The following is a 24,740-nucleotide window of genomic DNA, read 5'->3' as shown; positions in this document are numbered from 1 at the left end:
TTCCATGAAAGCCGGGCCTTTTCCCTCCTCCGCGCTTGCCTTGTCCACAAAATAATTATACCTATTCGCTATCCTTTGAGACGCACGAAACCCATAGCCACGGACGCAATGAAACGACTCCTGATCATACCGGCCATTTTCGCCATCACCCTCGTCCTTGCACAACCGACGTCCGCAGATGTTGACGGCACCACCACCCTCAAGGAATCCGTGGTGGACGCAGTCAAACATCACCCGCAGATCAAGGCGCTCCTGTTCAACCGCGAGGCCGTGTCCAGGGATCTCTCCGCGTCCCTGGGTCGCTTCTTCCCCTCCCTGGACCTGTCGTCGCAATACGGCTTTCAGAAATACAACAGCTCCACGGCCCGCGCCCAGGATACCGAGGGCCGCAGCCGCAGAGCGTCAGACTCCACCCTGACCCTGACCCAGAACGTTTTTGACGGCATGGACCGACTGAGCGCCTACCAGGGCTCGCAGGCACGGCTCGAATCCGCCGAGAGCCGCCTTTTCGACACAGTGGAATCCATCGCCCTGAATGCCATCCGCGCGCACATCGACATGGTCCGCATCCGCAAACTGGTGACCCTGGCCGAAGGCAACATCACCGACCACCAGGGCGTGCTCGATTCCATTGCCGAACGCGTGGCGGGCGGGGCAGGCAGCAAGGCCGACGAGATGCAGGCGCGGGGCCGCGTGGCCCGTGCCGAAACCACGCTCATCACCTACACGGGAGATTTGCGCACCGCCGAGGCAGAGTACGTCCGCCAGACAGGCAAGACCCCCGGCCCCCTGGCAGAGCTGGACTACCACCCGGAATATGTCCCGGCCTCCCTGGATCAGATTCTTGAGACCGCCTTGGACAACAACCCCAAGATCAAGACCTACAAGGCCGAGATAGTCGTCACCGAGCAGGACCGGAACGTGACCCGGTCCAACTACTACCCTGACCTCGACATCAAGGTCAGCTCCCGCTACACCGACCACCTCGACGGCTCACAGGCCTATCTGCGCGACGACCGGGCCATGCTCGCCATGTCCTGGAACCTGTTCAGCAGCGGGACTGACTACCAGTCCACCCAGGCAGCCAGCGCCCGCATCAGGCAGGCCCAGCAGGATCTTCAGGACACCATCGACGACCTGACCCGTCAGGTGGCCTCGGCCTGGGCCGAATACGGCACTGCCGTCGGCCAGATCGGGAAGCACCAGGAAGCCCTCCAGTACAGCATCGAGTCGCGCGACATGTACCTGATGCAGTTCAATGTCGGCCAGCGCTCGCTCCTTGACGTGCTCGACGCCATCAACGAGGTGTTCAGCAACAGCGTGCTGCTCGAAACCGCCCAGAGCAACCGGGATTTCACCCTCTACAAGTTCCTCAACCTCCAGGGTCAGCTCATCAAGACCTTCGAAGTTTCCGAGAACACGTACAACACCCTCCCGCAGTAGCCGACATCGAATTTCACTCGCAAGAAAAGGGGCGCGGCCATATGGCCGCGCCTCTTCTCATACCGCATACCGGTCGGGTCTCGTGAATCCGCCATGGCGGAGTGCGTGCCCGGCCTGCCGTGACTGGCTCCAGACACCGGTCACACCCGCGCGCTACTTCCCAATGAGGCGGACAGTGCGCCACGGCCCCTTGCGGAAGCGAATCATGAACGACGTGGCCAGCGCGGCGACGTAGACCACCAGACATATCCACGCGGAGTGGATGCCCACGGCCCCGAACTGCTTGAGCACGGACAGGGGGATGACCATGCAGCAGACCGAGGCCGCAGCCATGGTGAACATGATGAACCGGGTGTCGCCCGCACCTTTAAGGCCGCCCATGTAGGTGATGGCAATGGCGTCCAGCAGGGTGAAGCCAGCCACATACCGGAGCAGGATCGTGCCCATGGCCATGACCGGGGCGAAATCAGCCGCCGTGTCGCCACGCGCCTGGAACAGCTCGATGAACGGTGCCGGGAAAAGCACGAAGAGCGCGCCCATGCTCAGCATGTAGGCCAGGGCTAAGTGCAGCGCGCTCTTGGTGGCATAGGCCGCCTGATCCGGCTCCCCCCGGCCCATGGCCTGCCCCACCATGATGCTGGTGGCCACATGCATGCCGATCATGGGCATAAAGGCAAGTGTGTAAATGGAAACGGCCACATTGGTGGCAGCCAGCTCGGTGGGGCCGATACGCCCGACCATGAAGACGAAGAAGGTCACGGCAAACATGTCGATGAAGAACTGCACCCCGCCGGGCAGACCAAAGCGCATGAACCGGCCAAACAGATCCCGGTCCAGGCGCCAGGCGGAGCGGATCTTGAAGCGCTCCTCGTTCCTGCGGGTGAAAGCCATGATGCCGAAACAGACGGCGGGCAAGGTGAATCCGACCAGCGTGGCGATGCCCGCGCCCACGATGCCAAGCTCCGGGAACGGCCCGATGCCGTTGATCAGACAGTAGTCGAGCGGGATGTTCAGGACGGTTGCCGCCGTGTTCACGATCATGACCGGCTTGGTCATGCCCCGGCCCGAGAAAAAGCAGGAGAGGCAGACACCCACCAGGAAAGGGCCGCCGCCCAGAGTCAGGATGCGAAAATAGGCCACCTCCAGCTCCTGGACCTCGGGCGGATGCCCGGCCAGGGCAAAGAGCGGCCCAGCCACGAACCACAACGAGGCCAGGAACAGGCCGGACGGCACGCAGAACCACAACCCCTGCCACAGGGCCGCGCCCACCCGCTCGTGCCGGGTCGCCCCAGTGTACTGGGAGACGAACACCCCGACATACTCCACCACGCCGAAAAAGAACGACAGGAACAGGAAGGCCGCGATGCTGGCCGGGAGCGACGCGGCCAGCGCGTCCAGAGAGTAGCCGCCAAGAAAGATGCGGTCGGTAAAGGTCATGACCGATGACGAGACCATGCTTATAACAAGCGGCAGCCCCAGGACCATAGCCTGTCTGTAGCCGTTTTCGGCCTTCCAGCGTTTGATGTGCATAGATTCCTCGACTGATGAGACGGTGCGGGGGTGAGCCTATTCTATTCCGGAACCGGAAGAAGTACAGGAAGAGTTGCGGTTGTGCAAACATCATTTTCGCGTTTTTCCCCGTACGAGTCTGATGCACAGAAAAAGGCCCCGGCGCAGATGCGCCGGGGCCTTGCATGACCAGATGGAGTTCGCGCCTACGCCTTGGCCGTGACCAGCCGCTCGCCAGCGGGCGTCCTGACGACTTCGGCCAGGGCCTTGACCACGGCCTGGTCGAACTTGGCCGACTCGGCGGCCAGGATCTCCAGCGCCTGTTGCGGCTCCTTGGCCCCGCGATAAGCCCTGGGCCGGATCATGGCGCAGAAGACGTTGAGCGCCGAGAGGATGCGCGCGGACAGGAATATATCATCGCGCTTGAGCTTCTTGGGGTAGCCTGTGCCGTCGTCGCGCTCGTTCATCTGATAGATGGCCATGAGCACGCCCTCGGCGATGTCGATGTCCTTGAGGATGCGGTAGGCGTGTTCCACATGCCCCTCCATGACCGCCATCTCCTCGTCGGTGAGTCTGCCCGGCTTGGTCAGGATCTCGTTGGGCACGAACATCTTGCCGATCTGCGAGAGGTTGGCCGCGGTCTCGATCTCGGAGATGTCCATCTCGGGCAGCGCCATGACCCTGGCCACCTCCACCGAGAGCCCGGCCAGGAGCTTGGTGTGGCCTCCAAGGTACGGGTCGGCGGCCTCGATGGTGGAACCCAGCGCCTCCATGGCGCGTCGGATGAGCCGCTTGTTCTTCTCCTGCACGGCCACGAACTCGGTGATGTCGCGGTAGACCTCGACAATGCCTTGGCACGCCCCGTTCTGATCGCAGTAGGGCGACTTGGAAATCTGGAACTGGTGCCGTTGGGAGCGCAGGAAGACCGGCTCGTTGATGGTCATCTTGCGCTGCTCGGCGCACACGTTCTCGTCCACGGAGGACAGCCGCTTGGCCGTGTCGAACCCGAAGACCGCAGCCGCGTCCATGCCGATCAGCTCCACCTTGCTCCGACCCACGGCCTGGGCAAAGGCGTCGTTGACGTAGGTGTAGCGCCCGGCTGCGTCCTTCAAGGTGATGAACTCGTCGATGTTGGCGTTGATGGAGTCGATGAACCGCTTCTGGTCGTCGATCTGGGCGGCCAGGGCCTGGAATTCCTGGGCGATGCGCTGGCTCTGCACCCCGGCCAGCACCCACCACGCCAGCCCGGCGATGAGCAGGGCCGTGAGGATGCCGAGCCCGGCCACGATGTAGACCGTGCGGGTGAAGTTGTCGATGGGGACCATGGCCGCGTCGTAATCCGACTCCTGCACCACCCACCACTGCGGGCCTTCCACGCGCACCCCAAGGGAGTAGACCTGCTGATCGCGGTCCGACAGGCTCTCGCGGGGGCCAAAGGGCAGATCGCCCTGGGCGTCCAGTTCAAGCCGGGCGTTCACGTCGGTGAACCCCTCCGAGGTCCAGGGCGTGACCTCGCGAAAACCGCCTTCGGCCTTCTGCATCAGCCGGGTCCGTTCGCCCTTGGCCGAGAGGGCGGAGTTGGAAAGCAGCTCGGTGATCTTGCCCGTCACCTGACGGGTCATCATCAGCGCGCCAATGGCCTCGCCGCCGCCATCCTCGACATCCGGGGGAAACATGGGCACATAGATGTCCATCTCAAGCCCCTGGGCCGTCTTGCGCAGGGGCGAGAACCTCGGCAACTTGGAAGCCACGGCCTCCCTGGCCTGGGCCAGCTGGACCTCGCTCATGGGCGGCAGGTAGCCGTCCGTGGCAATATAGGCATCGCCGCTGCGGGTCAGGATGCGCCCGTTGAGAAAGCCCGAATAGGTGGAGAACTCCCGGAGCATGTTCTGCATCATGGGCAGCTGGGCGGCCAGTTCCGACCCCTGGCCCTCTGCCAGCCCCTCGGCCCCAGCCACGCCGAAGATGGCGCGCAGGTCGCCCTCCACATTGTCCACCTCGGCCCCGTAGAGGCGAAAGAGGTCTGATTTGATCAGCCGGTCGCCCTGGCGCGAAAGCTCGGAGAGCCACGCCTCGAACACCTCGGCCCGACCATGGGCCAGGAGGTTGAGCCGCTTCTCCTGATTCTCCACGCCTTCGGCGTGCTTGTTCGATACCGCCCTGCCCGCCAGGAACAGGATGCCCACCGAAATCACCAGGACGAAAGCCAGGACAACGCCGATCTTGACGCCCTGCCTGGCCCCGCCGATGCTTCTCGGCATCTCCGGGGTGGTCTGTGCTTGCTTGGCCATCATCTGTCTACTCCATCTGGTTTGGTTTTCCGAACGCCCGAGGGGGCATCCGGCTTCATTTCTTGGTTTTGGTGTACGTGGTATTCTTGGTCGGCGGCACATGCATCCAGCGGAACTTTTCGTTCACGGAATACTGCGGCAGGTAGTGCTTGTACTTCTCGTGGGAGAGGACCATCACGGTCTGGTTGTCGAGCACATAGGCGTCGCCGTCCAGGTAGACCACGAGGACCGCGTGGCCGATGTTGCGGATGGTGTCCTTGAGCGCCACGACGCGCATGTCGTCGCCGGTGAAGCCGAGTTCCTTGAGGGCATAGAACTTGGCGATGGAATAATCCTCGCAATCGCCGGATTTTTTCATGAATTCCGGCGGTGTCGCCCAGTAATCGCTCTGGCCGTAGTTGGCTTGGTCCAGCCGGTAGGGCCACTGGTTGAAAAACTTGTTGACCGCTTTGACGCGTTCCATGGGCGCGGCTGTTGCGATCTCGCCCTTGAGGGTCTGCCAGCTCTGCCGGGCCGGAATGGCGGCCATGGACGGGTCCTCGAAAAACCCCTTCCACGCCCCCATCCTGTCGAGCACGCCGGTCCACTTGGGCAGCTGGGTGATGGCGCCCTTGAACTCCACAGTGCCGAAGAGCCGGAGGCGGGGCGGCGCGGCTTCCCCGGCTGCCAGGGCATCGCGCCCGCCGCAAACCAGACACAGGACGAGCAGGGTGGCGCACCACAGGCCCCAAAGCGTCCGGCATATGGCAGTGGCGCTGGCCATGACTGGGGTCAGCGTTCCCGAAGCGCGTTCTGTTTGGCCTTGAGTATCGGCTTGAGCAGGTAGTCGAGTACGGATTTCTTGCCCGTCAGAATGTCCACCTGTGCGGTCATGCCCGGAATGATGGGCAGCCGTTTGCCGTGGTACATCATGGAGCTGGTGTCGGTACGGACCCGGACCACGTAGAAGCTGTCGCCCTTTTCGTTGGTGATGGTGTCCGCGCTGATGTGCTCGACAATGCCGTCGAGCCCGCCGTAGATGGAAAAGTCATAGGCCGTGATCTTGACCTTGGCCTCCTGCTTGGGATGCAGAAAGGCGATGTCCGCGGGCTTGATCTGCGCCTCCACCAACAGGGTGTCGTCGAGCGGGATCACCTCCATGATGGACTTGCCGGGCTGGACCACGCCGCCAAGGGTGTTGATGAGGATGTGCTTGACGATACCGCGCACGGGCGAACGCACATCGGTGCGGGTCACCCGGTCGCCGCCCGAGGAAATGGTCTCGTTGATGGAGAGCAGTTCCTGCCTGCGCTCGTTGATCTCTTCCAGGGCTTTGCTGCGCAGCTCGGCCTTGCGCTGCTCGATGCGGCCCTGGGCCTCCTTGGCCGCCCGCTTGACCCTGGGGATGCCGAGCGTCAGGGCTTCCACATCGCCCTTGAGTTCCAGCACCCGCTGCTCCAGGGCGAGATAGTCCAGCTCGGAATGGATCTGTTTTTCCACCAGCGGTTTGGCGATGTTGCGCTGTTTCTCGGCGACTTCGAGGCTCTTCACCAGCTGACGCCGACGCCCCTCCATCTCGTTGACCTCCTGCTCCTTCTGCTCGTACTGATCCATGAGCAGACTCAGCTCGATGGCCTGTTGCTCCCGCTGCGCCCTGGCGATTCCGAGCTGGTCGCCGACCAGTTGGGGCGCCTTTTCCAGCAGCTCGTCGTCAAAGACCGGGTCCACGCCCTCGACCTCGGCGATGAGCCGGGCAATGGCCGCACGGTGTTCCAGGGATTTTGACATGGCGTCGCGATAGAAGCTGGCCGCCTGCTCGTTGCTCAGGCGGCAGAGCAGGTCGCCCTTCTCCACCTCCTGGCCCTCATTGACGAATATCTCGCTCAAGATGCCGCCTTCGAGGTTCTGGATCTCCTGCACCCGCTGGGACGGGATGACCTTGCCGAAACCGCGCGTGACCTCGTCGAGCATGGCCAGCTTGGCCCACAGCAAAAAGCCGCAGAACATCACCATGATGGATATGGAGATGATATAGGCCAGACGGCGGCCCCGGCCATACAGGGCCTGATCCACCTCGGACATGTACAGCAGGGTTTCTCTTTCAAATCTTTCTTTGGTCACGGCATCCTCACATCGAAACCTTGATCTTGCCGGATTTGAGCCCGTCGAGCACAGCCTGCTTGGGGCCGTCCACCACCACGCGGCCCTTGTCCATGATCACCAGCCGGTCCACCAGATCAAGCATGGAGTGGCGGTGGGTGATGACAATGAGGGTCTTGTCCTTGATGTAGGATTCCAGCATGGCCTTGAACCGGTATTCCGACTGGTTGTCCATGTTGCTCGACGGTTCGTCCATGATCAGGATTTCCGGATCGGGCAGGATGGCCCGGGCGATGCAGACCGCCTGGCGCTGGCCGCCAGAGAGCGACGAGCCGCGCTCGCCCACCATCATGCCGTATCCCGCCGGGTGGTCGCGGACAAAGTCGTTGACCCCGGCGATCTCCGCCGCAAACTTGATGGACTGGTCGTCCGCCTCGGGCAGGCCGAAGGCGATATTGTCGCGCAGGGTGCCGTAGAAAAGGAGCGAATCCTGGGACACGTAGCCCACCTTGCGCCGCAGGTCGGCCACATCCATCTGACGCAGGTCTATGTCGCCCACCTTCACCGAGCCTGCCACCGGCTGGTAGAGGCCCACGCACAGCTTGCCCACCGTGGACTTGCCCGCGCCGGTGCGCCCCACGATGCCCACCTTGTCGCCGGGCTTGAGCCGCAGGGTGACCTCGCTCAGGACCGCCTTGTCCGTGCCGGGATAGCTGAAGGAGACGTTGTCGAGGACCATGGAAGGCTCGATGGCACCGTAGTGGAAGGTCTCCTTGTCCTCGGGCCGCTCGCTGGGCATCTCCATGAGCATGTCCAGCGCGCCCAGCGCCATGCGCGACTGCTGGAAGCGCGAGAGCAGCCCGGCCACGGCGCTCAAGGGGGCCATGGCCCGGCCCGCCAGGATGTTGCAGGCGATGAGTCCGCCCACGGTCAACTCGCCCTCGGCGATCAGGTAGACGCCGATGATGATGATGGCCACGCTGACCATCTGGGTGATGAACACGGAAAAGGTGACCGACAGGTTGGCCATGATCTTGGCCCGGCTGTTGGACAGGGCGGACATGCCCACCACGTTCTCCCAGCGCGCCTGCATCCGCCCCTCGGCCATGCTCGTCTTGATGGTCTCAAGCCCCTGGACGATCTCGAACAGGAGCGCGTTCTTCTGCGTGGATTCCTTGTAGTGGCTCTCGATGATGTGCTGAAAGGGCATCTGCAGGAACAGGCCAAACAGAATAACCACGGGCACAGCCACGAAGATGGGCCAGGCCAGCGGCCCGCCGATGTAGTGGACCACCCCTATGAACAGCAGCAGAAACGGCATGTCGATCAGGGCCACCAGCGAGCTGGAGCTGAAAAACTCGCGCAGGGACTCGAATTCGCGCACGTTGTTGGCCACCGCGCCTGCGGATTCCGGCATGTGGTCGAGCCGGGCCGACATCAGATGCTGCATGATCCGGCTGCCGATGAGCACGTCGGCGTTGCGCCCGGCCACATCCACGAAATAGCTGCGCAGATTCTTGAGCAGGAAGTCGAAGAGGTAGGCAATGGCGATGCCGATGGCCAGGGCCCAGAGGGTGTCGAGCGCGTTGTTGGGAATGACCCGGTCGTAGACGTTCATGACAAAGAGCGGCGAGGCCACGATGATCAGGTTGGTCATGATGCTCGCGCCGATGACGTGACGGTAGATGGGCCAGAAGCGGAGCAGCACTCCCCAGAACCAGCGCTTGGTCCTGATCAGCTTCAGCGCGCTGGCCCGCTTGTCCAGCGTGCTCTTGCGGTGGCAGAAGATGGCGTAGCCGGTGTACTCCTCCTCCAGGGTGGACAGGGCCATCTCGGTCTCGTCCATGCCGTGGCCCGGCACCATGACCCGCGCCGTGTCCTCCCCGGTATCGAGCAGGACGCAGGCGTTGCCGCCGCGCAAGAGCAGGATGCAGGGCAGGACCAGCTTGGTGATGTTGCGCACACCCGGACGGTGGACGGTCTTGGCCGTGATGCCGATGCGCTCGGCGGCCCGGACAATGGAGGCGGCGGTGATGATCCCCTCCTGCTGGGGGATGCCCGCCTTGAGGGTGGCCGAGGACACGGGCTTGCCCATGAGCCGGCTGATGATGGACAGGCAGATGACCAGCGGGGGCTGGAAATCGATGTCCTTGGGCGAGAGCCGCTCGTCCCCGGTCAGGTCCGGCGCGGGCCCAGCCGACGGAGCAGCGGGCTGCGGGCCGTCGCCCGGCTGGGCGCTTTGGGCGGCGGCTTGCGGCGCAGGCTTCCGGCTGGCCTCCGGGGCGCCTTTGGGCTCGGGCCTGGGCCGGGCGTCGGGCCTTGCAGCCTGCGCCCCCTCCCCGGCATTCACTGGTGATTTCTTGTCGTCTGAAGGCATGGCGTCACGCTTGGATTCGGGTGATTGAAGAATGCCGTCACAATGACAGCCGGACGTGCCGCGCGGCACCCCGGCTCATCGCGGCAACTCAGGTTTTCACAACCTTTCCTCCATGGCCGGTTTTGTCAAGAACCATTTTTTCATTAATGCCAAACATCCCGGCTGTTTTCATTGTTTTCCACAGCCTTGTCCATGAGGATTGCACAGGATGTTCAGCGCCATGGCCGCCCTGGGCCGGTCAGGCTGTTTTTCCCGCGCCCCAGCCGCCCACCTCCACCGAGATCTTGCCCAGGGCGTTGCCGCCCGCCCAATGCCGGTGGGCCTCGGCGATCTCGGTGAAATGGAACCGACGCTCGTCCAGCAGCACGGCCAGCAGGTCGTCGTCCACCAGCCCGGCCACCTCCTCGAGAATGTGCCCATAGGCGGCCCGGCCCTGGCCCGTGATCAGCGGCAGGAGCATGAAGACCACATGCAGGGAGAGCCCCCTGGCGTGCATGACGCTGAGGTCGTGGCTGGAGCGCGTCGAGGTGGAGACCACCTGCCCGCCCAGGGCCGCGGCCCGGAATGAGGCATCCAGCACCGGCCCGCCCACGGTGTCGAAAACCACGTCGAAACCCCGGCCTCCGGTCAGCCCGGTCACGTATTCATCCACCGGGGTGGCCCGGTAGTCGATGGGCGTGGCCCCCAGGGCCTCGACCACATCCGCCTTGCCGTTGCCCGAGACCGTGGCACAGACCTCTGCCCCGGCGTGAACGCCGAGCTGCACCGCGAGGTGGCCCACGCCGCCCGCCCCGCCGTGGACCAGCAGGGTCTGCCCGGCGGACAGTCGCGCCCGCTCAAACAGGGCCAGCCAGGCGGTGATGGACACCAGCGGCAACGCTCCGGCATCGACAATGTCCATGCACTGCGGAGCCGGGGCGAGCAGATCCTGGTCCGCCACCATGAACTCGGCCAGCGCGCCGGGCATGGTCCCCAGCCCGCCAGCGCAGCCGAAAACCTTGTCGCCGGGCCGCAGCCGGGTCACGCCGGGGCCGACCGCCTCCACCGTGCCGGACACGTCCATGCCGAGCACGGCGGGCAATGAGGGCGCGAACCCCAGGGCCGGACCAAGGGTGGCGATCTTGTGGTCGATGGGGTTGAGGCTTGACCCGGCCACCCGCACCAGCGCCTCGCCCTCGCCCGGTTCAGGCCTGGGCAGGTCGCGCTCGACAAAAACAAAATCGTCACCGTATCGTTCGAGCACCATCGCCTGCATGCCGCACCTCCGGAACAGTTGAATGGACAGCCAGGCCAAGGCGGCACAGGCCGAAAAGAGCCGCTCAGACCAGCGACACCAGCGCGCGGACCAGCCGGACCGGATCAAAGCGGCCCGGCTCGTCGGCGAGCAGGGGGCGGTCGATCACCCGCAATCCCAAAGCGGCCAGCCGGGCCGGGTCCAACCCGCCGGGGTAGGGCACCCGCCCGTCCACCAGGATGTGGTCCAGGGCGCACGCCCCGCAACTTGCGCCGCTGGCAGCCAGATAGTGACGCAGCAGAACCGCCTGCCGCTCCACGCCATGACCGAGCAGCTCGGGATCGCCGCCCGGATTGGGCACGAACACCTTGGGGCCGGGACACCGGGCCACGGCTGCGCCCACGCCGTCGGGCAGCAGGTTGGCCACCACGCTCGAATAGAAACTGCCCACCGGATAGCATATCAGGTCCGCCTTGGCGATCAGGTCGGCCAGGGATTCGTCCATGGATACGCTGGCCGGTGCGGCGGTGTCCAGGGAGTCTGTCAGCCAGATCCGGGCCACGGGCGAGGCGATGGGGCCGGTCTCCTTGCCCGTGAGCCGGTGCTGTCCCTTCATCACCGTGCCGTCCTCAAGCTCCGCGGCCAGATGCATGTCACCATCGACCACGGGCCGGACCAGCCCGCGCGCGCTCACCAGCCCGGCCACCTCGTCGATGGCCGGGGCCAGCCTGCGGCCGTGGGCCAGCCACCCGGCGGTGAGCGCCACATTGCCCACGCTCGCCCCGCGCAGGTCGAAATCCTCGGGCATGGCGTCGAGAAAGAGGCCAAAGCGGGCCATGAGGTGCGAGCGGGCAGGCTCGGGTACCAGGGAGACCAGGACGTGCGCGCCCTGGGCGATGCGCACCAGCTCGGCGCGCAGGGCCGGGCCGGACTCGCGCCGGGAGAGCCGGTAGGTAAACAGGGCGAACAGCTCGCGGCTGCCCGGCGCGGTCAGGTCGGCCAGGGCCATGAGCCGGTTGCGGATGTCGCCCACGGCGGGCATGGCAAAGATGCGGCGCAGCTCCGCCGAACTGCCGCCCGAGTCAAAGGGCGTGATGATATGCGTGGCGTTGTGCGTGTGCCGGATGAGCTGGCGCGCGGTCTCGCGCAGGGCCGTGCCGCCGCTGAAGAAGACCAGGGCCGGGCCATGGGCCGGATCGTGGGCCGGATCGGGCCGGGATGCCCCGGCCTGCGGTTGCGCTGTCTTGCTGGTCCGATCGTCCATCCATCCTCCCTGTTCAAAACCGCCCATTGTTTTTTTCTTCGCCGTCAGGCCCCTGCGGCGGCCTGTCCGCCGTCGACCATTGTGACCCGAACCGGCCAGCAACACAACCGGGGAACCCTCCATTTCCGGGTTTGCAGTTTTCAGGCGCAATGGTATGATCCTCCCCTGTGCCGTCGCCCGCGCGGGCGGTAGGTCACGCGGCGGTCAGGCTCGTCAGCCTGTCCGCGTGTTTTTTCATTGACATCTTGGGGCTTCGCCCATAACACCCCGCTTCCGGCAGGCGCATGACCCGTCCCGGCCCGACCATGGGACACGCGGGGAGAACAACCCGGAAATTCTTGGGATGTGAGGATTTATGAGTGGCACATACACTGCAAAGATGGACGGCTGACAAGTCCAGAGAACTCTACGGCATTCGCGAATGGGGCGCGGGATTCTTCGGGATCTCCGACACGGGTGACCTGCTGGTGACCTCCGAGCCGGGCCGGTTCGAGAACGCCGTCAGCATACCCGAGGTCATCGCGGGCATCCAGGAACGCGGTCTCGACATGCCCGTGCTGCTGCGCATCGAGAACATCCTCGACACGCAGATCACCCTGATCAACGAAAACTTCCGTTCCGCCATCAAGAGCCTCGGCTACCGCGGCTCGTATCTTGGCGCCTACCCGATCAAGGTCAACCAGCAACAGCAGGTGGTGGAGGCCGTGACCCGTCACGGCAAGAAGTATCACCACGGCCTTGAGGCGGGCAGCAAGGCCGAGCTCGTGGCCGCCATGGGCATGCTGCGCGACACCGAGGCGGTGCTCGTGTGCAACGGCTACAAGGACGAGGAGTTCATCGACCTCGGCCTGCACGCCACCCAGCTCGGCTTCACCTGCATCCTGGTGGTCGAGATGCCCGGTGAACTGCCGCTGATCATCGAACGGTCCAAGGCCAAGAAGGTCAAGCCCATCCTGGGCGTGCGCGTCAAGCTCTCGACCCAGGCCAACGGGTTGTGGGCCGAATCCGGCGGCGACCGCTCCATCTTCGGGCTCAACGCCACCCAGATCATCGACGTCATCGACCGCCTCAAGGAGGCGGACATGCTCGACTGCCTCCAGCTCCTCCACTACCACCTCGGCTCGCAGATACCCAACATCCGCGAGATCCGCAGTGCCGTGGCCGAGGCGAGCCGTGTCTACGCCGGGATTGTGGCCGAGGGCGCGCAGATGCGCTACCTCGACCTGGGCGGCGGTCTGGCCGTGGACTACGACGGTACCCAGACCAACTTCATGAGCAGCCGCAACTACTCGGTGGACGAATACTGCGTGGACGTGGTGGAAGGCGTCATGACCGTGCTCGACGAGCAGGGCGTGGACCATCCGGTCATCGTCACCGAGTCCGGGCGGGCCCTGGTCGCCTACTACTCCATGCTCCTCTTCAACGTCCTCGACACGGCCCGGTTCGAGCCCGATCCCCTGCCCGACGTGCTGCCAGAAGGCACCAACATACACGTCCAGCACCTCTTCGAGACGTTGCAGTCGCTCAACCTGCGCAACATCCAGGAGTGCTTCAACGACATCCTCTACTACCGCGACGAGGTGCGCCAGGCCTTCAGCCATGGCAAGATATCCTTCCGCGAGCGGGCCCAGGGCGAGAACGTCTTCTGGGAGACCATCCGGCGCATCGCCACGCTCTCCAAGGACCTGCCCTCCCTGCCCCACGAACTGGAAGGCATCGGCCACGCCCTCTCGGACATATACTACTGCAACTTCAGCGTGTTCCAGTCCCTGCCGGACGCCTGGGCCATTGGCCAGCTCTTCCCCATCATGCCGGTCCACCGGCTGGGCGAGCGGCCCACCCGCGAGGGCATTCTGGCCGACATCACCTGCGACTGCGACGGCAAGATCGACCGCTTCATCGACAGCCAGGGCGTCAAGCGGACCATGCCCCTGCACGAGCTCAAGGAGACCGATGAGTACTACCTCGGCGCCTTCCTTGTGGGCGCGTACCAGGAGACGCTCGGCGACCTGCACAACCTGCTGGGCGACACCAACGTCGTGACCATCAGGATCCGGGAGAACGGCGAGTTCGACTTTGTCAGCGAGCTTGAGGGCGACACGGTGGAGGATATCCTCTCCTACGTGGAATACGACACCAAGTACCTGCTGACCCGGTTCCGCGAGACCGCGGAGAACGCCGTGCGCGACGGTCGGATCACGGCGGGCCAGCGGCGCAGCATCCTCCAGGCCTACAAGACCGGTCTGCAGGGATACACCTACTTCGAACGGTAAACCGTCCCGGCTGCGGGGCGATTCAGGGAGGGTTCAGTCATGTCCAAAGTACTGATCATCGGCGCGGGCGGCGTCGGCAGCGTGGCGGTGCACAAGTGCGCCCAGGTCCCGGAAGTGTTCACCGAAATCCATCTGGCCAGCCGCACCAAATCCAAGTGCGACGCCATTGCCGCGTCCGTGCTCACGCGCACCGGCGTGACCGTGCCCACCTACGCCGTGGACGCGGACAACGTGGCCGAGACCGTGGCCCTGATCAAGCGGATCAAGCCCGACCTGCTGGTCAACCTGGCCCTGCCCTACCAGGATCTCGCCCTCATGGACGCCTGCCTGGAAACCGGCGTCAACTACCTCGACACCGCCAACTACGAGCCGCCAAACGAGGCCAAGTTCGAGTACAAGTGGCAGTGGGCGTACCAGGAGCGCTTCAGGCAAGCCGGGCTGATGGCCCTGCTCGGCTCGGGATTCGATCCGGGCGTGACCAACGTGTTCGCGGCCCACGCCATGAAGCACCACTTTGACGAGATCCACGTGCTCGACATCATCGACTGCAACGCGGGCGACCACGGGCAGGCGTTCGCCACCAACTTCAACCCCGAGATCAACATCCGCGAGATCACCCAGCGTGGCCGCTACTGGGAGCGCGGCGAGTGGGTCGAGACCGACCCGCTCTCCTGGTCCATGAGCTACGACTTTCCCGAAGGCATCGGCACCAAGAAGTGCTACCTCATGTACCACGAGGAGCTCGAATCCCTGGTCATGCACATCAAGGGCCTCAAGCGCGCCCGCTTCTGGATGACCTTTGGCGACCAGTACCTGACCCACCTGCGCGTCCTCGAAGGCATCGGCATGACCTCCATCAAGCCGGTGGAATTTGGCGGACAGATGATCCAGCCGCTGCAGTTCCTCAAGGCCGTGCTGCCCGAGCCCGGCTCGCTCGGCCCGCTGACCAAGGGCCGCACCTGCATCGGCAACGTCATGAAAGGCGTCAAGGATGGCCGCGAGAAGACCCTGTACGTCTACAACATATGCAGCCACGAGGCCGCCTATGCCGAAGTCGGCTCCCAGGCCATCTCCTACACCACCGGCGTGCCCGCCATGATCGGCGCCATGATGCTGCTCACCGGCAAGTGGAGCGGCAAGGGCGTCTTCCACATGGAGCAGATGGACCCTGATCCGTTCATGGCCGCCCTCAACGCCCATGGCCTGCCCTGGACCGAGGTGGAGCTGTAGTGGACGGACGGCGCGAATACCGTTTCGACCCTGCCGGGGTCAAGACCCCGTGCTTTGTGGTGGACGAGGGGCTGCTCAGGGACAACCTGGACATCCTCGCCTCGGTGCGGCAGCGCGCCGGGTGCAAGGTGCTCCTGGCCCTCAAGTGCTTTGCCATGCACAGCACATTCCCCCTGCTGGCCCCGCAGCTCGACGGCGTGTGCGCCAGCTCGCCCCACGAGGCGCGCCTGGGGTGCGAGGAGTTCGCGCCCCATTGCCGCCCCGGAACGGGCGAGGTCCACACCTTTGCCGCCGGGTTCAGCGAGGCGGACATCCGCGACCTGTGCCAGACCAGCGACCACATCGTCTTCAACTCCTTTGCCCAGCTCGACCGGTTCCGCCCCCTGGTGCGCGAACTGGCCGAAGCGAACGGACGCGCCATTGAGTTGGCCCTGCGCATCAACCCCGAGCATTCCGAGGGGGCCACGCCCATCTACGACCCCTGTGCGCCCGGCTCGCGCCTGGGCATCCGCCGCGCCCACTTCGACCCGGCCAATCTCGACGGCGTGACCGGCCTGCACTGGCACAACCTCTGCGAGCAGGACGCCGATTGCCTGGAGCGCACCGTGGCCGCGGTGGAGGCGTCGTTCGCCGATGTCCTGCCGCGCATGCGCTACGTCAACTTCGGCGGCGGCCACCACATCACCCGGCCCGGCTACGATGTGGACCTGCTGGTGCGCATCATCACCCGGTTCAAGGAGAAGTGGGGGGTGGAGGTCTACCTGGAGCCGGGCGAGGCCGTGGCCCTCAACGCGGGCTATCTGGTGACCACGGTCCTCGACGTGATCCGGGCGGACATGGACATCGTCATCATGGACTCGGCAGTGCCCTGCCACATGCCCGATGTCATCGAGATGCCCTACCGGCCCCACATCGTCGGCTCGGGCGAGCCCGGAGACAAGGCCTGGACCTGCCGCATCGGCGGGCCTTCCTGCCTGGCCGGGGACGTGGCGGGCGAATATTCCTTTGACACGCCCCCTATGACCGGCGATAGGCTTGTGTTCACGGACATGGCCATCTACTCCATGGTCAAGACCAACACCTTCAATGGCATCCAGCTGCCCTCGATCCGCATATTCAGACCGCAGACCGGCGAGATGGTCACGGTTCGCAGCTTCGGCTACCAAGACTTCAAAAACCGCCTGTCATAGGAGAACAACCCATGGCACCGCATTTTCTGGAAGGGGAGATTCCCAACGAAAAACCGGACAAGGCCGCTGTCCACATCATCCCCGTGCCGCTAGAGACCTCGACATCCTACGGCGCGGGCACGGCTGCCGGTCCGGCGGCCATCATCGAGGCGTCCAAACAGCTGGAACTGTGGAACGGCTCCTGGGTTCCGGCCTCTGGCGGCGTGCATACCGCCGATCCCGTTGACTGCTCCAAGGAGATCGCCAAGACCCTGGACCGCATCGAGGACGCCGTGGCCTACGCCCTGGAGTGCGAGGCCCTGCCACTGGTTCTGGGCGGCGAGCACACCGTCACCTTAGGCGCGCTGCGCGCCATGAAGCTGAAATACGGCCGGTTCGGCGTGGTCCAGTTCGACGCCCATGCCGACCTGCGCAATACCTACCAGGGCTCGCCCTACAGCCACGCCTGCGTCATGCGCCGGGCCATGGACGATCTGCGCGTGCCAGTCTTCCAGGTGGGCGTGCGCGCCATGTGCGCCGAAGAGGCCGACTACCGCAAGGCCCAGGCGGTCCCGTGCCTCGACGCCCGCAAGATGCACCTCAAGGGCATCCCCACCCAGCTGCTGCCCGCCGATTTTCCCGAGCGCATCTACATCACCTTTGACGTGGACGGCCTCGACCCGTCCGTGATCCGGGCCACCGGCACCCCGGTGCCCGGCGGCCTGGGCTGGCACGACGCCCTGACCCTGCTTGAGCGGACCGTGGCCGGCAGGCATGTCATCGGCGCGGACGTGGTCGAACTGGCCCCGGCCCAGGGCGACCACGCCTCGGATTTTGCCGCCGCCCTGCTGGCCTACTGTCTGATGGGCCTGAGCCTGCCCAGGGAATAACCGCCCCACCCCATTCGCCTTGCACCGCGCCCCTGACCGGACACTCCGGCCAGGGGCGCGATCGTTTTTTGGGATCGCCCTCCCCGCGCCTGCCCCTTGACCGCATCAGGCCCACCCAACTCGCCAATTTCAGACAACGAGAGTCTGAATTGGCACACCCTCTTGACGTACAAGAGTCATTTGGTTATCCGGATGGTGCCATTGATTCAATTTTTGTAGCATCATCTGACTTATTATTCTCACTCCGTATCCAGCACGAGGTCCGCCATGCGCGCGTTTCAACTCTTGTTCACAGTCCTGGCAGCAGCCCTGATCATCCTGTCCACCTCCCCGGCGCAGGCCGAGAGCCGCACGATCACCGACTCGTTCGGCCGCGAAGTGGTCATTGCGACCAGGGTCACCAAGGTCATCTGCTCCGGGCCGGGCTGCCTGCGGCTGCTCACCTACCTGCAGGCCCAGAACCTGGCCGTGGCCGTGGACGACATCGAGGCGCGCAGGCGCAGCTTCGACGCCCGGCCCTATGCCATGGCCAACCCGCAGTTCAAGACCCTGCCGGTCTTCGGCGAATTCCGGGGCCACGACAATCCAGAGCTGATCCTCTCCCTTGATCCGCAGCCTCAGGTGATCTTCAAGACCTCTCCCACCAGGGGCCACGATCCGGTGGAGCTGCAAAGCAAGACCGGCATCCCGGTGGTGACGCTCGACTATGGCACGCTGGGCAAGCAGCGTCCGGCCCTGTACCAGTCCCTGCGCATCATGGGCGAGGTGCTTGGCAGGCAGGAGCGGGCCGAGGCGGTCATCGCCTTCATGGAGCATCAGATCACCGACCTCAAGAAACGCACGGCGGACATTGCCGAGCAGGACCGCCCGGCGGCGTATGTCGGCGGCGTGGCCATGTCCGGCCCGCACGGGTTCCAATCCACCGAGCCGGGCTATCCCCCCTTCGCCTTTCTGGGCGTGCGCAATCTCGCCTACCGCGAGGGGCTGACCGGCAAGGACATGGCCTACGCCAATGTGGCCAAGGAAATGATCGTCCAGTGGAACCCGCAGTACCTCTTCCTCGATCTCTCCACCCTGCAACTGGGCGACAGCGCGGGGGGCTTGTACGAACTGCGCACCGATCCCGCGTACCGCACCCTCTCTGCCGTGCGCGAGGGGAGGGTCTACGGCCTGCTGCCCTACAACTGGTACAGCCAGAACTTCGCGTCCATCCTGGCCGACGCCTTTTACATCGGCAAGCTCATCTACCCGGACCGCTTTCAGGACGTGGACCCCAGAGCCAAGGCGGACGAACTCTACGCCTTCCTGGTGGGCAAGCCCCTGTTCGACGACATGAACCGCATGTTCGGCAACTTCGCCTTCACCCAGGTGCCGGTGAACTGACATGCACTTCTCGGACGGTCAGGTTCCTGCCGAATACCGGCGGTATATCGGCTGGAAGAGCGCGCTCGTGGTCTCAAGCGGGGTGCTGCTCGTCGCCGCGCTGATCACGGGCATCTCGGTCGGCGCGGCAGGCATCCCCTTGGCCGACGTGGCCCGGAGCCTCGCGGGGCTTGAAGTGCCCCGGCGCATCGACGCCATTGTCTGGAACATCCGGCTGCCCCAGGCCCTGACCGCCATCATGTCCGGGGCCGGGCTGGCCGTGTCCGGGACGGTCATGCAGTCCATCCTGCGCAACCCGCTCGGCTCGCCCTTCACCCTGGGCATCTCCCACGCGGCGGCCTTTGGCGCAGCCCTGTCGGTCATGTTCCTGGGCGGCGGGGTCATGACCTCCACCCACGCCGACGCCGTGAACATCACCAATCCCTATATCACCACCGGCGCGGCCTTTGCCTTCAGCCTGCTCGGCGCGGGGGTGATCATCATGGTCTCCCGGCTGCGCGGGGCCACCCCGGAGGTCATGGTCCTGACCGGCGTGGCCCTGGGCGCGCTCTTCACCGCCGGGACCATGTTCCTGCAATACTTTGCCGACGACGTGCAGTTGGCGGCCATGGTCTTCTGGACCTTTGGCGACACGGCGCGCGCCTCCTGGTCCGAGCTTGGGGTGATCACCGCCGTGACCCTGGCCTGCTCCGGCTATTTTCTCTGCAACGGCTGGAACTACAACGCCATCGACGCGGGCGACGAGACCGCGCGCGGCCTTGGGGTGCGCGTGGAACGGCTGCGGATCATCGGCATGCTCCTGGCCTCGTTGGTCACAGCGGTGATCATCGCCTTTCTCGGCATCATCGGATTTGTCGGGCTGGTGGTGCCGCACATGGCGCGCAGGATCATCGGCTCGGATCACCGCTTCCTGCTGCCAGCGTCCGTCCTGGGCGGGGGACTGCTCCTGCTGGTGTCCGACACCGCGGCCCGGCTCATCCTCGCACCGCATCTGCTGCCCGTCTCGGTGCTGACCGCCTTCATGGGCGCGCCGATCTTCATCTGGCTCATCATCAGGGGGCAGCGCAAATGATCCTCGACATCCACGGCCTCGGCTTCACCTACAACAGCCACCCGGTCCTCGACGATGTGGAGTTCTCCCTTGCGGGCGGCGAGCTGCTGGCCATCCTCGGCCCCAACGGCGTGGGCAAGACCACCCTGCTCAAATGCATCAACGCCATCCACCGGCCCATGCGCGGCGCGGTCATGGTCGAGGGGCGCGACGTGCTGGGCATGCGTCCGAGTGAGATAGCCTTGAGCGTGGGCTATGTGGCCCAACGCAACGAACCGGCCCGGCTGACCGTGTTCGACGCCGTGCTCATGGGCCGCAAGCCGCACATCCGCTGGCGGGTGAGCAAGCATGACCTGGAGATAGTGGAATCCGCCCTGCGCCGGCTGCATCTCGATGCCCTGGCCATGCGCCACATCGACCAACTCAGCGGCGGCGAACTGCAAAAGGTGGCTATCGCCAGGGCTCTGGTCCAGGAGCCCCGCCTGCTTCTGCTCGACGAGCCCACCAGTTCGCTCGATCTCAGGAGCCAGGTGGACATCCTGACCATGGTCCGCCGGGTGGTGGACGAGCACCGCATCGGGGCCATCATGACCATGCATGACCTGAACACCGCCCTGCGCTACGCGGACAAGGTCCTGTTTCTCAAGGACGGGGCCATCCACTCGCGCGGACTCGCCCGCGATGTCACCCCCGAGGTGATCGAGGAGGTGTACGGCGTGGCCGTCCACATCCACCATGTCCACGGCCACCCGCTCATTGTCCCGGCTCATGACCACTCACACGCAACAACGGAGCACCACCATGCCCTGCCACATCCCCGCTGACCAGATCGCCAGAGCCATAGAATTCCACGGCCACGAATGCCCGGGCCTGCACATCGGCATCCGCGCCGCCGAGCTGGCCCTGCGCGATTTGGGTCACACCCGCGACATCGACCTCGTGGCCGTGTGCGAGACCGACATGTGCGGCGTTGACGCCATCCAGGTGCTGACTGGCTGCACCTATGGCAAGGGCAATCTCATCCACCGCGACCTGGGCAAAATGGCCTTTGCCTTCTACGACCGGGGACGCGGCACAGGCCTGCGCGCCCTGCTCGACACCGGGGCGCGTGGCGGCATGGACGACGAGATGGGCGAACTCATGGCCAAGAGCCACACTGGCGCGGCCACGGATGCGGACAAGGCCCGGCTGGCCGAGCTGCGCACCCTGCTTCAGGAGCGGTTCATGGTCCTGCCCCTGGAGGAGATGTTTCACATCACCCCCCTGACCCTGAGTGCGCCCCGGCCCGCCCGAATCCTGACCAGCCACGCCTGCGAGCAGTGCGGGGAGATGACCATGGAGTCGCGCACCCGGCGGCTCGGCGGCCAGACCCTGTGCATCCCCTGCTTTGCCGCCCAGGACCAGAAAATCTGACCGCCCTGCCCCCCTCGACGCAAAAACCCCGCCCACCATATGGTGGACGGGGTTTCCTGTCTTGAAGACCCGCTATTCCAGCAACAGCCGGAACTCCACGGAGATGAAATCAAAAACCAGATGATAGCTGAGGTGCCGGAAAAACCTCGACGACCCGTAGATCACGCCCCACTGGGTGCGGTCGAAGTCGAGGTTGGCGACGATGGACAGCCGTTCGGCGTCGAGATTGCGGATGTGGGCCGGAAAGGCGATCTCGCTGGTCATGCCGCGCAGGGACAGATTGCCCTGGATCATGGCGTTTGGCCGGGTGGCCTGGGCACTCTCGACCAGCCGGATGGCCGTGGTTATGAAGGACGCCTCAGGGAACATGACGGTGAAGAAGAAATCGTCTGAATGCAGGTGTTTTTCCAGCACCGGGTGCAGATCCTGGCCCAGGAGGTCCGTATTGCTGATGCTGGTCATGTCGATAACGAACCACGCGGACAATTCGTCCGATCCAATCGGACCAGCGCCAGGGTCCGCGCCGGTCGCGTCCAGCCCGCCCGAGGCGAAGCGGAGCGTACCGTGGTGCGTGCTGCCGGTGTTGCGCCCGGCCCACCGGAGCAGGGATTCGTCCGGAATCAGGCGGTAGGGCCGGGGTTCAAGAACAAGGACCGGATGCGGCGGCTCCAGGGCGTCCGGGGCCGACCCCTCCAGGGATCGCCCGGCTGCCAGCCACTCCTCCAAACCGCCGTGGAACACGGCCACGTCCGTATACCCGAGTCGGGCCAGCTTGTCCGCCGCGGCCAGACAGTCGAGGGAATCGGCACCAGCCCCGTAGAGAACCACGGGCGTGCCCATGGTCGGCACCAGGGCAGCCGCCATCTCGCAAAAGACCATCTCGTAGACGCAGGCGTTGACCGCGCCCGGAATGTGCCGCGCCGCAAAGTGTTCCGGCGGCAGCGTGTCAATGAGCACGCCATCGCCCTTTTCGATGAATTCGACCACCTCGCCGACCTCAAGCCGCTCCACGAACTGCGCATCCATCTCCCGGCTCCTCCATTGCCCGCCCCTGCGGGTTGGCCCTCCCGAAGGCAGAGGATTTGGGGCCAGTGTATCAGGAATCGGGCCGGACGCAACCCTGACGGCCCTCTTGACGCAAGGCCGCAAAAAGGCCCGCCACGAGGCGGGCCTTGGGGTCAGTCCAGCAGACAGGAAGGGGGATCAGAACTTCTCGAAGTCGTCGTCCATGTCCAGGTCGATGCCTCCACCTCCGGGATTGGGGTCTGGCTTGGCAGCGGGCTTGCCTTCTGGCTTGGAGTCAGCCTTGGCGGCGGGCTTGGCGGCGGGCTTGGCGGCGGGCTTGGATTCCGCCTTGGCCGCTGGCTTGGATTCTGGCCGGGCCAGGGCTTGGACAGGGGCACGCCGGGACGTGGCTGGTGCCAGTTGACGGGCAACAGGCTTTGGCCGCGCCTCGGGCTGCCGGACCACACGCGCCTGGGTGCGCGCGCCCTGGGATCGGCCCGAGCGGTCCTCGGACAGGGTGAAGAACTCCATGCCCTGCTGCAACTGCGAGGCGTGCTCGGTGAATTCCTGGGCCGTGGCGGCCAGTTCCTCGGCAGAGGCCGCGTTCTGCTGGATGACCGTATCGAGTTCCTGGATCGCCTTGTTGATTTCCTGGGCTCCGGCGTTCTGCTCGATGCTGGCCATGGAGATTTCCTGCACCAGGTCGGCGGTCTTGCGGATGTCGGGCACCATTCGGGCCAGCATGGTGCCCGCCTCGTCGGCCTTGACCAGGGTGACTGAGGACAGCTCGCCGATCTCGGCGGCGGCGGAGCCGCTGCGCTCGGCCAGCTTGCGCACCTCGCTCGCCACCACGGCAAAGCCCTTGCCCGCCTCGCCCGCGCGGGCCGCCTCGATGGCCGCGTTGAGCGCCAGCAGGTTGGTCTGGCGCGCTATCTCGCCGATAATGGAGATTTTTTCGGCAATGTGCTTGATGGAGTCCACGGCCTCCATGACCGTCTCGCCGCCCTTTTGGGCGTCAAGGGCGGTCTGGGTGGCCATCTTCTCGGTCTGGCGCGCGTTGTCGGTGTTGCGGCCAATCTGGGAGATCATCTCCTCCATGGCCGAGGAGACCTCCTCCACAGAGGCGGCCTGACGGTTGGCGCCGTCGGACACGGACTGGGCCGACAGGGTCACCTCGGAACTGCCCGAAGCCACGCGGTCCGCGCCCCCCTTGGCCTGGCCCACGATCTCGTGCAAGCGGTGGATCATGGCCGAGAGCGAAGCGGCGAGACGACCCGGCTCGTCATGGTATTCGGTGGAAATCTCCTGCGTCAGGTCGCCTCCGGCAACCAGATCGGCCAGCGCCACGGCCTCGTTGAGGGGCCGGATGATGGACCGGGCGATGAGCAGGCACAGGGGCAGGACCAGGAGCAGGAAGACGGCGAATGCGCCGCCGCCGACTCCGAGGACATAGGTGTTGACCAGCGTGTCGATGTCATTGGCAATGGCGGCCCGCTCCTCGTCCACGTTATCGAGGTACACGCCGGTGCCGATCCACATCTGCGTGCCGGGAATCATCTCGGCATAGGAGAGCTTGGGCTGCTCGCCCTTGTTCGGCTTGGGCCAGACATAGGTGACGAACCCGCCGCCCGCGCGCGCCACCTTGTCCAGCTCCACCACCAGGGCCACGCCGTTCTTGTCCTTCAGGCCGGAGAGGTCGGTGTCCTGCAGCTTGGTGTTGGTGGGCAGGGCGACGTTGATGGTCTTCTCGTAGACGAAGTAATACCCGGACTCGTCGTCCTCGAAGCGGATCGGGGCCACCAGCTTGCGGATGAGCGTCTTGCGCTCCTCGATATCGGTCACACCCTGTATGGCCTCGGACACGGACATAGCCATGGAATGGGTGCCCACCTGGAGCTTGCGCCGCTCGCCTTCGAGCATGGCCGCCGCCGACCGCTCAACGCCCACCGCCTTAACCCTGGACACGCCGTTCAGCGCGGTCAGGGCAAAGCCGATGGTGAAGAGGACGATGGCGCAGATGAGAATAATCATGCGGACGTTGATGGACACTTTCCTGAGCATTGGCACCTCCGGGCGCACGAGTTATGCAGTGAATCCTTATGCCTGCTTATCACTCATTGCGCAAATGT

General features: G+C 64.9%; 18 protein-coding genes. 9 read left to right on the top strand and 9 right to left on the bottom strand.

Features of this window, described 5'->3' with window-relative positions:
* Positions 1-108 precede the first annotated feature (108 nt).
* On the top strand, positions 109-1,443 hold the full coding sequence (locus tag DAES_RS04505) for a TolC family outer membrane protein (protein ID WP_013513850.1): 1,335 nt from the start codon (positions 109-111) through the stop codon (positions 1,441-1,443).
* Positions 1,444-1,596: 153 nt separating this feature from the next.
* On the opposite strand, the gene DAES_RS04500 is transcribed toward DAES_RS04505, so the two are convergent.
* From DAES_RS04500 to DAES_RS04470, 7 genes are all read right to left on the bottom strand, one after another.
* A complete protein-coding gene (locus tag DAES_RS04500; protein ID WP_013513849.1) occupies positions 1,597-2,973 on the bottom strand; it encodes an MATE family efflux transporter in 1,377 nt (458 codons plus the stop codon).
* Between the two features lie 185 nt (positions 2,974-3,158).
* Entirely contained in the window at positions 3,159-5,246 is a 2,088-nt protein-coding gene (locus tag DAES_RS04495; protein WP_013513848.1) for an HD domain-containing phosphohydrolase, read from the bottom strand.
* 52 nt (positions 5,247-5,298) lie between these two features.
* Positions 5,299-6,006 (bottom strand): transglutaminase-like cysteine peptidase, encoded by a 708-nt coding sequence (locus DAES_RS04490; protein ID WP_013513847.1) that lies wholly within the window; start codon positions 6,004-6,006, stop codon positions 5,299-5,301.
* Between the two features lie 8 nt (positions 6,007-6,014).
* A complete protein-coding gene (locus DAES_RS04485; RefSeq protein WP_083808688.1) occupies positions 6,015-7,304 on the bottom strand; it encodes an HlyD family type I secretion periplasmic adaptor subunit in 1,290 nt (429 codons plus the stop codon).
* Positions 7,305-7,350: 46 nt separating this feature from the next.
* Positions 7,351-9,699, bottom strand: coding sequence for a type I secretion system permease/ATPase (locus DAES_RS04480; protein ID WP_013513845.1), 2,349 nt, complete (start codon positions 9,697-9,699; stop codon positions 7,351-7,353).
* A 238-nt stretch (positions 9,700-9,937) separates the two neighbouring features.
* Positions 9,938-10,954, bottom strand: coding sequence for a zinc-binding dehydrogenase (locus DAES_RS04475; RefSeq protein WP_013513844.1), 1,017 nt, complete (start codon positions 10,952-10,954; stop codon positions 9,938-9,940).
* A 64-nt stretch (positions 10,955-11,018) separates the two neighbouring features.
* On the bottom strand, positions 11,019-12,197 hold the full coding sequence (locus tag DAES_RS04470; RefSeq protein ID WP_013513843.1) for a GAK system CofD-like protein: 1,179 nt from the start codon (positions 12,195-12,197) through the stop codon (positions 11,019-11,021).
* A 359-nt stretch (positions 12,198-12,556) separates the two neighbouring features.
* Between DAES_RS04470 and speA the strand changes: the two genes are divergently transcribed.
* From speA to DAES_RS04430, 8 genes are all read left to right on the top strand, one after another.
* Complete coding sequence (speA, locus tag DAES_RS04465; RefSeq protein WP_013513842.1) at positions 12,557-14,470, top strand: biosynthetic arginine decarboxylase; 1,914 nt, start codon at positions 12,557-12,559, stop codon at positions 14,468-14,470.
* Between the two features lie 39 nt (positions 14,471-14,509).
* A complete protein-coding gene (locus tag DAES_RS04460; protein WP_013513841.1) occupies positions 14,510-15,700 on the top strand; it encodes a saccharopine dehydrogenase family protein in 1,191 nt (396 codons plus the stop codon).
* Positions 15,700-16,890, top strand: a complete 1,191-nt coding sequence (gene nspC / locus DAES_RS04455; RefSeq protein WP_013513840.1) for a carboxynorspermidine decarboxylase — start codon at positions 15,700-15,702, stop codon at positions 16,888-16,890. Before DAES_RS04460 ends, nspC begins: the two co-directional genes overlap by 1 nt.
* Before the next feature lie 11 nt (positions 16,891-16,901).
* Positions 16,902-17,759 carry an agmatinase gene (gene speB / locus DAES_RS04450; protein WP_013513839.1) on the top strand — a complete coding sequence of 286 codons (858 nt, stop codon included), beginning with the start codon at positions 16,902-16,904 and terminating at the stop codon, positions 17,757-17,759.
* Positions 17,760-18,026: 267 nt separating this feature from the next.
* Positions 18,027-19,142 carry an iron ABC transporter substrate-binding protein gene (locus tag DAES_RS04445; RefSeq protein ID WP_013513838.1) on the top strand — a complete coding sequence of 372 codons (1,116 nt, stop codon included), beginning with the start codon at positions 18,027-18,029 and terminating at the stop codon, positions 19,140-19,142.
* A gap of 1 nt (position 19,143) precedes the next feature.
* On the top strand, positions 19,144-20,214 hold the full coding sequence (locus DAES_RS04440; protein WP_013513837.1) for a FecCD family ABC transporter permease: 1,071 nt from the start codon (positions 19,144-19,146) through the stop codon (positions 20,212-20,214).
* The gene (locus DAES_RS04435) at positions 20,211-21,017 is read left to right on the top strand and encodes an ABC transporter ATP-binding protein (RefSeq protein ID WP_013513836.1); all 807 of its coding nucleotides are present in this window, start codon (positions 20,211-20,213) and stop codon (positions 21,015-21,017) included. Before DAES_RS04440 ends, DAES_RS04435 begins: the two co-directional genes overlap by 4 nt.
* A complete protein-coding gene (locus tag DAES_RS04430; RefSeq protein ID WP_013513835.1) occupies positions 20,995-21,606 on the top strand; it encodes an FmdE family protein in 612 nt (203 codons plus the stop codon). Before DAES_RS04435 ends, DAES_RS04430 begins: the two co-directional genes overlap by 23 nt.
* A gap of 72 nt (positions 21,607-21,678) precedes the next feature.
* On the opposite strand, the gene DAES_RS04425 is transcribed toward DAES_RS04430, so the two are convergent.
* Entirely contained in the window at positions 21,679-22,632 is a 954-nt protein-coding gene (locus DAES_RS04425; protein ID WP_013513834.1) for a YceI family protein, read from the bottom strand.
* A 177-nt stretch (positions 22,633-22,809) separates the two neighbouring features.
* Positions 22,810-24,672 (bottom strand): methyl-accepting chemotaxis protein, encoded by a 1,863-nt coding sequence (locus tag DAES_RS04420; RefSeq protein WP_013513833.1) that lies wholly within the window; start codon positions 24,670-24,672, stop codon positions 22,810-22,812.
* Positions 24,673-24,740: the final 68 nt, after the last annotated feature.

Origin of the sequence: Pseudodesulfovibrio aespoeensis Aspo-2, assembly GCF_000176915.2 — a bacterium.
GTDB classification, from domain to species: Bacteria; Desulfobacterota; Desulfovibrionia; order Desulfovibrionales; family Desulfovibrionaceae; genus Pseudodesulfovibrio; species Pseudodesulfovibrio aespoeensis.
This window is presented reverse-complemented; position numbering and strand designations above follow the sequence as displayed.

Coding starts and splice junctions, on each gene's coding strand:
- DAES_RS04505 (WP_013513850.1), top strand. CDS start 109: ATGAAACGACTCCTGATCATACCGGCCATTTTCGCCATCACCCTCGTC.
- DAES_RS04500 (WP_013513849.1), bottom strand. CDS start 2,973: ATGCACATCAAACGCTGGAAGGCCGAAAACGGCTACAGACAGGCTATG.
- DAES_RS04495 (WP_013513848.1), bottom strand. CDS start 5,246: ATGATGGCCAAGCAAGCACAGACCACCCCGGAGATGCCGAGAAGCATC.
- DAES_RS04490 (WP_013513847.1), bottom strand. CDS start 6,006: ATGGCCAGCGCCACTGCCATATGCCGGACGCTTTGGGGCCTGTGGTGC.
- DAES_RS04485 (WP_083808688.1), bottom strand. CDS start 7,304: ATGTCCGAGGTGGATCAGGCCCTGTATGGCCGGGGCCGCCGTCTGGCC.
- DAES_RS04480 (WP_013513845.1), bottom strand. CDS start 9,699: ATGCCTTCAGACGACAAGAAATCACCAGTGAATGCCGGGGAGGGGGCG.
- DAES_RS04475 (WP_013513844.1), bottom strand. CDS start 10,954: ATGCAGGCGATGGTGCTCGAACGATACGGTGACGATTTTGTTTTTGTC.
- DAES_RS04470 (WP_013513843.1), bottom strand. CDS start 12,197: ATGGACGATCGGACCAGCAAGACAGCGCAACCGCAGGCCGGGGCATCC.
- DAES_RS04460 (WP_013513841.1), top strand. CDS start 14,510: ATGTCCAAAGTACTGATCATCGGCGCGGGCGGCGTCGGCAGCGTGGCG.
- speB (WP_013513839.1), top strand. CDS start 16,902: ATGGCACCGCATTTTCTGGAAGGGGAGATTCCCAACGAAAAACCGGAC.
- DAES_RS04445 (WP_013513838.1), top strand. CDS start 18,027: ATGCGCGCGTTTCAACTCTTGTTCACAGTCCTGGCAGCAGCCCTGATC.
- DAES_RS04440 (WP_013513837.1), top strand. CDS start 19,144: ATGCACTTCTCGGACGGTCAGGTTCCTGCCGAATACCGGCGGTATATC.
- DAES_RS04435 (WP_013513836.1), top strand. CDS start 20,211: ATGATCCTCGACATCCACGGCCTCGGCTTCACCTACAACAGCCACCCG.
- DAES_RS04430 (WP_013513835.1), top strand. CDS start 20,995: ATGCCCTGCCACATCCCCGCTGACCAGATCGCCAGAGCCATAGAATTC.
- DAES_RS04425 (WP_013513834.1), bottom strand. CDS start 22,632: ATGGATGCGCAGTTCGTGGAGCGGCTTGAGGTCGGCGAGGTGGTCGAA.
- DAES_RS04420 (WP_013513833.1), bottom strand. CDS start 24,672: ATGCTCAGGAAAGTGTCCATCAACGTCCGCATGATTATTCTCATCTGC.